The organism is Roseibium sp. AS2, assembly GCF_038900065.1.
In the GTDB taxonomy this organism is placed as follows: domain Bacteria; phylum Pseudomonadota; class Alphaproteobacteria; order Rhizobiales; family Stappiaceae; genus Roseibium.
Genome location: NZ_JBBMQN010000001.1, coordinates 417,612 through 429,679, shown reverse-complemented (window position 1 = coordinate 429,679; position 12,068 = coordinate 417,612). Strand labels below are relative to the sequence as shown.

Here is a 12,068-nt window from a genome sequence, read left to right as displayed (position 1 = left end):
GCGATGCAGTGATCATTCCGCCTTTTCGAGCGCCTTGTTTTCGAACAGGGCGATCAGCCGGCCTTCCTGAATTCTGACCAGATCGAAACCGTTCCGGATGAGCTGGTTACAGACCGTGGGCAATGTGCTTTCCTGATCGAAACCCCGCTCATAGCCGCAATCGACGGTCACGAATTGCGTTCGTCTCAGCGTGTCGACCGCGCCTTCCAGAACTTCCGGTTCCGCGCCTTCCGCTTCTATCTTCAGATACCTGACCGCGCCGACGCCCTTGGAGGCGCAATAGGCGTCGATCGTGGTCGCCGGCACTTCGGTAACGGTCTCGTGGCCGCCGAACTCGATCAGGGAAGAATCGGCACTGTCCGATTTTTCGTAGAACTTCAGGACGCAGGTCTCCTTCCAGAGAGCTGTCTTCTCGCAGCTCGATTCGGGATTGTTGAGGCTGCAGGCCCCGTGTTCTTCCTGTCCGGGCTCGAAGGCAATGTAACGCAGCGCTTTCCCGGTCAGCCCGAGGCCGACGCCGATTTCACCGATATTGGCGCCGCAATCGATGAAGACATCGCCGTCGCGCAGGGCTGACCGGTCGATCATGTAATCGTCGAGCAGTCCGTTGACCCTGGGCGGAACGCCGCTTTTGTAGAACGGCAGCCGGTTCTTGTGGATGATGTGCAGGCGGTTGCCCTGGCGGTCCGTGACCTGGAAGAACCGGCCGCCATCGGACACGGCGACCTTCCAGCTTTTGTTCAGTTTGGTGTAAAGGTCCAGGAGCCGGAGAAACAGGCGTCTGTTTTCAATCCGGAACAGCAGCTTCTGAGCCGTCCTCGAGCGCTTTCCGGATCTTTTTTTCTTCTTCCGCTCGGGTATGTTTGTCATTTCGGTGCTCTTGAACTCCGGGAATGGCCTCGGGTCGCTCTGCCTGGGATCCGCGCCGCGCGGAAAGCGGGCGTCCGGCCAGGCTGGGACATGCTTGTCGATGTCATTTGGAAAAGAGTCAAGACTGCGCACCGGCCCCCTGGAGTGGTCCGGGGTCGGTCTTTGCCTGGTCTGGGCCCGAACGGGGTCCGGTCCTGGCCCGGTTCGGGCACCATCCGGTGGCCTTCAGTTTCGGTCCGCGTTTTCCTCCGGAGCCGCCACGCATTTCCGGTAAAGGTGCCATGTCGTGTGCCCCAGCACAGGCAGGGTGACGATCAGGCCGAGAAAGGCCGGGGCCATGGAGACAATCAGGACAGCGGTGACCACGAAAGCCCAGCCGATCATCGGCACCGGCGAGGTCACGACTGCGCGCACGCTGGTGATCATGGCGGTGATGAAGTCGCGGTCCTCCTCCAGCAGCAGCGGAAACGAGATGACCGTCAGGGAGAACAGGAGCAGCGACAGCACGGCGCCGACCACATGGCCGATTGCGAGAAACATCAGCCCTTCCGGCGTGGTGATCAGCTCGGTCAGGAACTCCTCGAAGGACGCAAAAGAGCGGAAGCCGAGAAAGAGAGCCAGCAGCAGGCGCACCTGGTACATCCACATGATCTGGATGAACAGCACGACAAACGCCATCCAGGACAGCTCCCGGCCCTTCTGTGCCCACATGGTGCCGAAGACTTTGGACCAGGAGATCTCCTGGCCGCTCGCCAGCCTGCGGCTGACCTCATAGAGACCGACTGCGGCGAAAGGGCCGATCAGGACGAAACCGGCGGCGGCCGGATAGGACAGGTAGCTCATGTTGAGTGCCGCCGCGCTCAGGATCACGAACAGGCCGCCAACTGCGAAAAACGCCCCGATGGTGAGGCCATAGACAGGCGCCGCGCGGAAATCGGACAGCCCGGCCGCCAGCGCGTCGATCACGTCGTTGACGGTGATCCTGTTCACCCTGGGCATGGGCTTCAGCCCGTCCCCTGAGAACGCCCCGGATGCACCGTCCGGCGTCGAGGTATCGTCGGGGATCGAAGTCTTTTCGTTCATGCGCCAGCCTCCTCCCAAAAGCTCCACGCCCGCCTGCGACCGGCGGGCCTGCAATACTAGGCACGGAAGGAGCGCCCGCTCAATCGGGAGAAGGACTTACAAATGTCGGTTCAGCCGGTTTGCATTCCATTTCCGGCTTCGTCGGCGCAGCAGAAAGCGCGCGCTGCGGCGAGAATGTGGAGGCGGCGGGGACGGGGCACCCGCCGACGCGCGTTATTGCGCTGCCGGCTTGATCTCCGTCGCCGCGGCTGCCGCGGCCGCAGCGGCGACGGTTTCTCTCTGCTTGTCGTCCAGATTGGCATTTTCCGGGATCTGCACGCGGACTTCCTTGCGGGCGAACTGGATGTCGTTCTCCTCGAAAGTCTGCTGCACGCGCTTGTAGATTTCCTTGCGCACGCCGAATTGCTTGCCGGGCTTGGTGGTGAACTTGCCGCGCACAACGATGCCGACATCGTCAACGTCGGCGACCCCCTGACCCTTGAAGGGCGCCAGGATGTCGTCCTTGTATTCTTCCATCTCCATGATGTCCTGGCCGATCTTCTTGAACAGTTTGCGCACCTTTTCGACGTCCGTGTCGAACGGGACGGTGAATTTCAGTTTCATGATCACCCAGTCGCGGGAGAGATTGGTGAGTTTGGGGATCTCGCCATAGGGCACGATGTGAACCGCACCGCGGGTGCCCCGCAATTGCAGCGACCGGATCGAGATCTTCTCGATGGACCCCATGGTTCCGCCGGCGTCGATGAATTCGCCCAGCCGGAAGGCGTCGTCCATCAGGAAGAAGATGCCGGCGACGACATCGCGGACAAGGGTCTGCGCGCCGAAGCCGACCGCCAGGCCGACCACGCCGGCTCCCGCCAGAAGCGGCGTGATGTTGATGCCGAGCTGGCTGAGCGCCAGCAAGCCGGTGAGCGTGAGAATGGTGATCTGAAGCACCACGCGGATCAGCGGCAGGATGGTCGCCAAGCGCGATTTGCCGGCTCCGCCCATCTCGGCATCGTCGTCCTGTGTTTCCGTCGGAGGCGAGTCCTTGGCCAGCTGATGGGACACCCAGAGATTGGTGATCTCCCAGGCCAGATAGCCGGCGGCCAGGATCAGCAGGAAAATCACGCTTCCGCGCGCGACCGCCGAGCCGCTGTCACTGCCGAAAGCGAGCAGGTTCAGGCCATAGATGCGCCCGACCACCAGGATCAGAAACGCAAGCAGGGCGACGCGCGCAATGCGCACATAACTGTGCCGCGTCTGCTGGTGCGCCGCCTCGGCAACCGGACCTTCGCCCTGCATGGGGGGGATGATATGAGACACGATACCGCGCACCATCGTGTCGAGGAACGGCGCGAACACAACCAGCGCGATAACACCCAGAGAGCGGCCCGCCGTCAGGGCCTCGATTCCCATGCTGGCAGTGACCTGCACCAGAAGCCAGTTGAAGGCAATGAACGCCATGGAGAAATACGGCCAGAACCGGGCCATGCGTTCCAGCCCGCTGGTCGGATCGGAGTCGTCGCCCAGGATGATGCTTGTCAGGCCGTGACGCGCCTTCCAGATCACCACGATGATCCAGACATTGACGCCGAGGCCGAAAAAGAAACGGAACGTGCCTGCAACGCCGATCTCGCCCGACGCGAGCATGATGTTGCGCAGCACGAAGATCACGCCGACAAGGACAAAAAGGATCGTGAAGTTGCGGTAGAGCGATTTGGCGGTGGCATCGTCCGCGGTGACCAGCCGCAGCTCCCTTCGGTGCGGGGCAAGGGCAAAGCGCAGAAGTGCCGCCACGAGCCGGGGCAGAAGCACGATCCAGTAAACGACCTGGAAGGCGAAGATGCGGGTTGACGGATCCAGGATGGCCATCCGGCCGACAGCGAAGGCCACGATGGCAAAGACGATCAGGCCGCCGAGGTCCAGGCCCGCACGGGCGGACACCAGTTTGACTGTTTCAAACAGGTTTTCCGGTTGCCGGGCCCGGATCCTGTCGCGCCGGGCGGCAAAGCGACGGTTGACCAGATATTCCGCGGTCAAACCTGCCACCAGGATCAGGGCGACAGCACCGGCCAGTATATGCACCGGGCCGGCAACACTGCCGGCGAAAAGCGCACCGACCGCTGTCAGAACCGCGGTAAAGAGTGCCGGCAGGCTCCGGAAATGCTCCGCGACCATGGTGCCGAACCGGTCGATCATCGCAACGGCCTGATCGGCAAGCCCCGGCGTTTCGACCGAGGGTGCCTCGGCGGCGTTGTTTGCCGTCGCACCTTGCTGCAGGAGTGTCATCAGGTCGGCCAGCGCCCTGACCTGCTCGGGATCAAGGTCGGAAACAAGCTTTTCCAACGCTTCCGTGCGCAATTCCGGCGGCAGTTCCGCTGCGCTTTCCTGCGCGGCGGCGCTCAGCGGCGGCATCAGGATCCCGGTCAGAAGGCAGGCCAGAGAAAAGGCGGCGACGAAGGCGAGGGCGGACGCCCGGATGGTCGCACAGAAGGTTCCCGAGGCGGTTGATCTTGGCTTCCTGGCACCGGTCATCGGCATGCCCCCTTCTTTATCTCAATCTGCACGGCCTTAGAGTTGACACAGCAAATGCTTGAAATCCACCAAAAAACGCAGCGTAATCAATGCGAGATAGCTTGATGTATGAGTTCGCTGGAACCAGCGGCGATCCACCAGTTGCATGACAGAGCTTGATCCATGCCGTTTATGCGTCTACCTCCTTGCCAGACCCATCAGCAAGAGCGGGATGAATGAATACCCCTCCACCAAGCGCGAACATTTCCCCGGGGCCCCTCTGGGCACTGCTCAGTCCGATCGGCCGCATCGGACGTGAGCCCTACTGGCTCTGTTTCGCGATCATCTGGATCATTTTCTGCATCGCGATGAGGATCTGGTGGCTTTCCGAGCCCGGCACCCCGACGCCTGAGGCCCTGCTGGCGGGAGACTTCATCAACACCAATCCGCTGTTTCCGGTGCTGATCCTGGTGCTGCAATGGTTCCAGCTGGCGCTGGTGATCAAGCGCTTGCAGGATGTCGGTCAGAGCGGCTTTCTGGCCCTGCTGATTTTCGTTCCGGTTATCAGCCTGATCATGCTGATCGTTCTGGGCCTGGTGCCGAGCCAGGCCGCGCCCAACCGGCACGGTCCGCTTCCCAACAGCTACTGGCGCAAGCGCTGACTGCTGCGTTGCCGCCGACCAACGTCCATACCGAGAGACCGATTTCATGCCTTCCTCCGCCGTTGCCATCGCTCAGGACCTGATCCGTTGTCCCTCGGTCACGCCTGCCGAAGGCGGCGCTCTGGAAACGCTGGAACGGCTGCTCGCTTCCGCCGGCTTCGCCGTCTCCAGGGTCACGTTCCAGGACACGGACACTCCGGACGTGGACAATCTGTTCGCCTCCGTCGGCACCGGCGCGCCCCATTTCGTCTTCGCAGGCCACACGGACGTGGTTCCGGCGGGCGCGGCGGGTGATTGGCGTCACAGCCCCTTCGAGGCGGCGATCGAGGATGGCATGCTGTATGGCCGAGGTGCCGTCGACATGAAGGGCGGTATCGCCGCCTTCGCGGCCGCCGCCCTCGATTTCGTCGCTGAACAGGGCACCGGCTTCGGCGGAACACTCTCCTTTCTCATCACCGGCGACGAGGAAGGGCCCGCGGTCAACGGCACGGTCAAGCTGCTTGAATGGGCGAAGGCACAGGGGCATGTCTTCGATGCCTGTATCGTCGGTGAGCCGACCAATCCGGAGACACTCGGCGATGCCATCAAGGTCGGCCGGCGCGGGTCGCTCTCCGGAACGGTCTCCGTCACCGGCACCCAGGGGCATGTTGCCTATCCGCATCTGGCCGACAATCCGATCCCGGGTCTCGTGCGCCTGATGGCGGCGCTCGACGCGCTCGTGCTCGACAACGGCAACGACCGTTTTCAGCCGTCCAATCTGGAGCTTGTCTCCGTGGATGTCGGCAACTCGGCCTTCAACGTCATTCCCGCCCGCGCAGAAGCCCGCTTCAACGTCCGCTTCAACGACGCCTGGACGCTCGGGGCCCTCAAGGACAGGATCCGGCAGACGCTGGAACAGGTCGATACTGGAAAACTCGAACTGGGACTTGAGTTCAAGCGCGATGCCAGTGAATCATTCCTGACGCGGGACGAGACGCTGATCGCGGCGCTCAGCGATGCGGTCGCGGCTGTAACCGGCCGCACACCTGAGCTGTCGACCGGAGGCGGCACGTCCGATGCACGGTTTATTAAGAACTACTGTCCGGTAGTGGAGTTCGGTCTGGTGGGGCAGACGATGCACAAGGTCGATGAATGTGTCGCCGTCAGCGATCTGGAGCGGCTGACTGCGGTCTACAAGAGATTTCTGGACAGTTTTTTTCAGGGGTGAACGGCATTTGATCGGTTTGGGCGAAATTCGCGCGGCACTGGACGGGTCCTGGCTGCTTCTGCGCAACCGGCCGGAAGGCATGGCGTTTTTCGACCAGTCGATCGGCGGGTTCTGGCGCTCGTTCCTGGTGATCTTTCTGCTGGTGCCGGCATTTCTGGTCAGCGGTCTGGCCGAGCAACGCTTCTATTTCATCGAGAACCTTTATCACCCGGACAGTTTTCCAGGTGACGCGTTCTGGTTCGCGCAGGCGGTCGGTCTGGGGGCCGACTGGCTTGCGCTCCCGGCTGTCCTGGCGGTGCTGGCGGTTCCGATGGGCATCTCGCACCGCTACGTGCCCTTCATCGTGGTGCACAACTGGACCAGCTTGCTGGCGTCAATTCCCTACCTTGTTACCTATCTGCTGTTCCTGCTCGGCGTGATCAGCCCGGGCTTTGCCGTGCTGTTCTCGCTGACCTGCCTGGTGGCCGTGATCTGGTACCGGTATCAGGTTGCTCGCATCGCCCTTCAGACCGGCATCAGCCTGTCCATTGGCATCGTCGTTCTGGAAGTGCTGATGACCCTGGTGATCTCCCAGATCGTCGGGCTGATGTGGGGCGGTTAGGACAGCCGGTCACAGGCGGGCGGCCTTAGTGCAGCCGCACGCCCTGCCGCTTCAGTTCGCTCTGCAACAGCGAGATATCCATCGCTTCCAGATCCAGTCCGTGCTTGACCGACAGCGCGGCGGCGACACCCGCGCCCTGTCCGGTCACCGTGCAGCACATCATGTTGCGGGTGGCGGCGTGGCTGGTCCTGTCGCCGCCGGTGGCGCGGCCGGCGACCAGCAGGTTCTTCACGCCCTGCGGCAGCATCGTGCGGTAGGGAAGCTGAAAATAGCGGCCCGTGGTCGGCAGGATCAGGATGCCGTAGCCGTCGATGAATTCCGGGAAGATGCCGACACTGTCCTCGAACCGGCCCTGGCCGCGTACGTCCCCTCCCGTCATGTCGTAGGCGGCCAGGATCTTGCGCGTGTCGCGGATGCCGATGGTCATGCCGAAATTGCGCAGTTTCGCCGTGTCGCAGCCGGGCTGATAGCGTTTCAGCGCCTCGACCGCCAGCATCGCCTGGCGGCGGCCCTCGATCTCGTTCCTGGTCATCGAGCCGGGATCGGTGCCGTCGCATTCAGGCAGATGCACCAGGTTGAGATAGGTGAGGTCGCCGCTGTCATAGATCGCACCCCAGGTTCCGGAAATGGTCGACAGGGCCGCCGGGATGACGCCGGCTTCCATGGCCTGTTCGAACGGCTTGCGCAGGAACGGTGAGAACATCGTGTCTTCCTTGCCGGTGGTCTCCACCGACCATTCGCCGCTTTCCCAGTCCTTGTAGGTCTGCGGATCGGCCTTGACGGCTTCGATGAACTTGCGCTTGTCGACACCGTTCATTGAGAACATGACGGACGCCGCCTGCATCTCCTCCACAGGTGTCTTTCGGGTCAGGGCTCCCGCCCGGAAGGCGACATCGGCGTCGCCGGTGGCGTCGATCACTTTCCGAGCCAGGATCGCCTCGCGGCCCGCCTTGCTTTCGGTGATGATGCCGCGGATCTCGTTGCCGTCCATGATCGGCGCGGCGAATGCCCGGTGCAGCATCGGGTGAATTCCGGCTTCCTCGACCAGCGTGTCGGCGACCAGCTTGAAGCCTTCCGCGTCGATGGCATGGCTGTCGGATTGCGGTTCCGGTGTCGCGGCCCCCGCCTGCCTGGCGCGATCCTCGAATTCCCGGCCGACGCCTTCCGTGTCGACGGTCTTTTCGTGCCTGTACCAGGCAAACCCCTCGACACCGACGGCCGTGATATTGCCGCCGAAACAGCCGAAGCGCTCAACCAGGGTGACATTCACGCCTGCGCGGGCCGCGCCGAGAGCGGCCGCCAGGCCACCCGGTCCGGAGCCGACCACGAGCACATCGGTTTCGTGGATCACGTCGATGTCGCGCGCGGGCTCGGGGATCGTTTTCATGCATGCTCACTGAAGTTCTTGAAGGGCCGGTCAGGACCCGGGCGTATAAAGCTTGCCGCCGACCACCGGAAGGGCCGTGCCGGTGGTTTCAGGATAGGTTGTCGGCAATCCGGCCATCAGCCGCCCGCCCAGAAACGCCATCGCCTGTGCTTCAAGCGCATCGCCGTCGATCCGGAACATGTCCGAGGTGGCGACGTCCCCGGCAAGCAGATCCGCCAGTGCGCCCATCAGAACCGGATTGTGCCGGCCGCCGCCGCAGACGATCCAGAGGCGCGGGACCCGCGGCAGCAGGCTCTCCGACTTCGCGATAGCCTGCGCGGTGAAGGCCAGCAGCGTCGCCGCACCATCCTCAAGGCCGAGGCCTTCGGCAAAAGCTCCGGAGAAACTGTAGCGGTCGAGGGATTTCGGTCCGGGCGCGCCCAGAAACGGATGTTCCAGTGCCTGCCGCAGCCTGGTCTCATCCACCTGCCCCCTGGCGGAGATCGCGCCGCCCGCGTCGTAGTCCCCCGCGCCGTGATGGCGGATCCAGTCGTCGAGAAGCGCGTTGCCCGGGCCGATGTCGAAAGCCAGCAGGCGGTCACCGTCGACATAGGTCAGGTTGGAGACCCCGCCGATATTCAGAAAGCACAGCGGTTGCCTGTCCTGACCGACCGGGGACCGCGTCAGGGCCTGGTGGTACACGGGCACCAGGGGGGCTCCTTGCCCGCCCGCGGCCATGTCCGCAAGCCGGACGTCGCCGATCACCGGCACCTGCAACGCATTGGCGAGGGCCTGCGGATCGCCGAGCTGCACCGTTTCACCCGCCGTCGGGTCGTGCCAGACCGTCTGGCCGTGAAACACGACGGCATCGGGGCGAAGGCCGTGCTTGTCCAGAAAATTGCGGAGCGCTGCGGCGTGGTCCTGCGTGACGACCCGGGCAAGATCGGGCCAGGCGTCGCGCCGGGTTCCCTTGCCTGCCGCCGCCTCCAGCACGCGCCGTTTCGTCTCGGGCCGGTAGGCCACCGTCTCGGCCGGGCCGAAACGGGATACGGTTGTGCCGCCGGTTTCAATTTCCGCCAGATCAATTCCATCGGCGGACGTTCCGCTTATGGTGCCGACGACAGACCAGGTGGTCATAGGCTCTCCGCGACAGCGTCCAGGCCGGCCCGGGCAATGTCGAACATCTCGTTCACCTGCGCCTCGGTGATGATCAGCGGCGGGCAGAAGGCCATGGCATCGAGCATGTTGCGCGAGATCAGGCCCCTGTCCTGGAATTCCGCGTTGGTTCTGACGCCCAGGGCGCCGGGGGTTTCGGCCAGGGCTGCATGAGACAATTCGGCGGCCCCGATCAGGCCGATGCCGCGGGTCTCGACCACCAGCGGGTTTTCCGCCAGTTCGGCGAGGCGCTTCTGGAACACCGGCGCCACGGCCTTCACATGGCCGACCAGGTCGCGCTCCTCGATGATCTTCAGGTTCTCCAGCGCGACGGCGGCCGCCACCGGATGACCGCTGCCGGTGTAGCCGTGACCGAGCACACCGATCCTGTGGCTTTCATCGGCGATCGTCTGGTAGACGGCGTCATTGATCAGCAGCGCGGAAATCGGCTGGTAGGAAGACGACAGCGCCTTGGACAGTGTCATCATGTCCGGCTTGAGATCATAGGTCTGGGTCCCGAACATGTTGCCCGTGCGGCCAAAGCCGCAGATGACCTCGTCCGCGACGAACAGGATGCCGTATTTCTTCAGGACCGGCTGCACCGCCTGCCAATAACCGTCCGGCGGTACGATGACGCCGCCGGCGCCCATGACTGGCTCGGCGAAGAAAGCGGCGATCGTTTCCGGGCCTTCGGCCAGGATCATGTCCTCAAGATCCAGCGCGCATCTCCCGGCGAAATCCGCTTCGCTTTCCCCGTCCTTCTTCATGGTGTGGTAATGAGGACAGGTGGTGTGCAGGACCTGGGGGATCGGAAGATCGAAGGACCGGTGATTGTTGACCAGTCCGGTCAGGCTGGCCGAAGCGAGCGTGACCCCGTGATAGCCGCGCACCCGGGAAATGATCTTCTTGCGCTGCGGCTGGCCGAGCGCGTTGGAGCGGTACCAGATCAGCTTGATCGCGGTGTCGTTGGCCTCGGAGCCGGAGTTGGTGAAATAGACCTTCGACATCGGCACCGGCGCCATCTCGATCAGCTTTTCGGCAAGTTCGATCGACGGGCCGTGGGTCTTGTAGGTGAAGGTGTGATAATAGGGCAGCTTCTGCATCTGGCGGGTGGCCGCGTCGACAAGACGCTTTTCGCCGAAGCCGACCGCTACGCTCCACAGACCGGCCATGCCTTCAATGTAACGCTTGCCGCCGATGTCCTCGACATAGATGCCGTCGCCTTTTTCAATGACCAGCGCGCCGGTCTCCTCCTGCCGGCGGGCATCGGCATAGGAGTGAAGCTGACTGGCGGAATCGCGGGCTTCGAGTGAATTTGGCAACTGCGCCATGGGAGGCCTCATGTCGTGAGCAATGATAAGATCCGCAGGACGCCCCATCCGCAGGGCGACACGGCGGTGCCGGCGCGGTCAGGACCACGTCAGGGTAGGGACCCTAGTCCCACCCGTGCGAACGGGCAATCGGTGCCGTGGGAAAAACAGGCTCGCGGAACCAGGTGCTGCCGCCCCTCGAGATCGCGTCACCATCGCAGCCAGGGGGGAGCAGACGCAAAGGGCTCTCTCCAGGGTCCCTTTCAACTGGGCCCTTTCAACTGGGCAAGCCGCGGGCAAGGGGGCGGAAGGTCCGCCGGGCACGTGCCGCCGCGCCCGAAACATTCGGGTAACCTTGCGTTTTTTGGGGGGATACAAGGCTTTCTTGACGAAACCCTGCCGGAGGATACGCGCTGAAATTGCATAAACGAGAAAAAGTCGGACTATTTTTTGTAATCTGCCTTGTTTTTACCATTGTTTTCGCCTAGACAAAGCTCATCGATATTGTTTGACGAACTTTGTGACTGCGCGGCGTGCCGCGGCCCGAACGATCTTCCCTATCAACGTCGACCTAACCGCATTGTCGCGCAAACTTAGTGGCATGCATACATTCATGACCGATTGAAAGGTAATCGTTATGACCGTTGGAACCGTTAAATTCTTCAACTCCACCAAAGGCTTCGGCTTCATTCAGCCGGACGATGGCGCTGCAGACGTGTTCGTTCACATCTCCGCTGTCGAGCGCGCTGGCATGCCGCCGCTCGTCGAAGGCCAGAAGGTCAGCTTTGACGTTGTCCAGGACCGTCGCTCCGGCAAGTCCGCTGCTGACAACCTGCAGGCCGTTTAAGGCTTCGTCCCCGGTCCCTGACCACGGATGTACTGGCAGGGACTAGACGGATGAGACGAAAGGTCGGGAAATTTCCCGGCCTTTTTTTATGCGCACTTTTTGATGCGCACCTTTGAAAGGATCGGAAGTCATGTCCACGGAGACCACCGACGGCAAGCTCAGCCGGACACGGCGGGAGACAGCGGAATCAAAGGCTGAAACGACCAAGCGGATTTCGCAGGAGATCCTGCAGGCAGAAGTAGACCTGCGCGAAGCGAAGACCAATAAACTGCGCGCGGCGCGCCTGGCCATGCAGGCGGACCAGCCGGCTCCGGAACCGGCCGGCAAGACAAAAAAACGCAAACGGTCCGCTTCCTGAGGCGACCATTGCCTGCACCCCTCAGAGAAACCGGCGCGTAGCCCGATATCAAATACAGGGCGCGCCGATTTTTCGGCTGGAACCAGGCATCACCTGCCCAACGGAAACACGCC

The 12,068-nt window shown here is 62.8% G+C and carries 11 protein-coding genes; 5 read left to right on the top strand and 6 right to left on the bottom strand.

Annotated elements, in window-relative coordinates; translation table 11 throughout:
* Positions 1-12: 12 nt before the first annotated feature.
* The 3 genes from WNZ15_RS01955 to WNZ15_RS01945 form a co-directional block, all read right to left on the bottom strand.
* Entirely contained in the window at positions 13-870 is an 858-nt protein-coding gene (locus WNZ15_RS01955; RefSeq protein WP_342891247.1) for an FkbM family methyltransferase, read from the bottom strand.
* Positions 871-1,095: 225 nt separating this feature from the next.
* Positions 1,096-1,869, bottom strand: coding sequence for a DUF2189 domain-containing protein (locus WNZ15_RS01950; protein ID WP_342891840.1), 774 nt, complete (start codon positions 1,867-1,869; stop codon positions 1,096-1,098).
* A 297-nt stretch (positions 1,870-2,166) separates the two neighbouring features.
* A complete protein-coding gene (locus tag WNZ15_RS01945) occupies positions 2,167-4,476 on the bottom strand; it encodes a mechanosensitive ion channel domain-containing protein (RefSeq protein ID WP_342891246.1) in 2,310 nt (769 codons plus the stop codon).
* A 209-nt stretch (positions 4,477-4,685) separates the two neighbouring features.
* Between WNZ15_RS01945 and WNZ15_RS01940 the strand changes: the two genes are divergently transcribed.
* Genes WNZ15_RS01940 through WNZ15_RS01930 form a run of 3 tightly spaced genes read left to right on the top strand, consistent with a single transcriptional unit; the run spans position 4,686 to position 6,919 of the window.
* On the top strand, positions 4,686-5,111 hold the full coding sequence (locus WNZ15_RS01940) for a DUF805 domain-containing protein (protein WP_342891245.1): 426 nt from the start codon (positions 4,686-4,688) through the stop codon (positions 5,109-5,111).
* Positions 5,112-5,157: 46 nt separating this feature from the next.
* Positions 5,158-6,318, top strand: coding sequence for a succinyl-diaminopimelate desuccinylase (gene dapE, locus WNZ15_RS01935; protein ID WP_342891244.1), 1,161 nt, complete (start codon positions 5,158-5,160; stop codon positions 6,316-6,318).
* Positions 6,319-6,325: 7 nt separating this feature from the next.
* Positions 6,326-6,919 (top strand): hypothetical protein, encoded by a 594-nt coding sequence (locus tag WNZ15_RS01930; RefSeq protein ID WP_342891243.1) that lies wholly within the window; start codon positions 6,326-6,328, stop codon positions 6,917-6,919.
* 25 nt (positions 6,920-6,944) lie between these two features.
* Here the strand turns inward: WNZ15_RS01930 and WNZ15_RS01925 are convergent, their stop codons facing one another.
* From WNZ15_RS01925 to WNZ15_RS01915, 3 genes are read right to left on the bottom strand one after another with little or no spacing between them, the layout of a single operon-like run.
* On the bottom strand, positions 6,945-8,306 hold the full coding sequence (locus tag WNZ15_RS01925) for an FAD-dependent oxidoreductase (protein ID WP_342891242.1): 1,362 nt from the start codon (positions 8,304-8,306) through the stop codon (positions 6,945-6,947).
* Between the two features lie 30 nt (positions 8,307-8,336).
* Positions 8,337-9,422 (bottom strand): anhydro-N-acetylmuramic acid kinase, encoded by a 1,086-nt coding sequence (locus WNZ15_RS01920; RefSeq protein ID WP_342891241.1) that lies wholly within the window; start codon positions 9,420-9,422, stop codon positions 8,337-8,339.
* On the bottom strand, positions 9,419-10,771 hold the full coding sequence (locus WNZ15_RS01915; protein ID WP_342891240.1) for an aspartate aminotransferase family protein: 1,353 nt from the start codon (positions 10,769-10,771) through the stop codon (positions 9,419-9,421). Before WNZ15_RS01915 ends, WNZ15_RS01920 begins: the two co-directional genes overlap by 4 nt.
* A 616-nt stretch (positions 10,772-11,387) precedes the next feature.
* On the opposite strand from WNZ15_RS01915, the gene WNZ15_RS01910 reads away from it, so the two are divergent.
* Positions 11,388-11,597, top strand: coding sequence for a cold-shock protein (locus tag WNZ15_RS01910; RefSeq protein ID WP_342891239.1), 210 nt, complete (start codon positions 11,388-11,390; stop codon positions 11,595-11,597).
* 130 nt (positions 11,598-11,727) lie between these two features.
* A complete protein-coding gene (locus WNZ15_RS01905; protein WP_342891238.1) occupies positions 11,728-11,955 on the top strand; it encodes a hypothetical protein in 228 nt (75 codons plus the stop codon).
* The last annotated feature ends 113 nt before the right edge of the window (positions 11,956-12,068 follow it).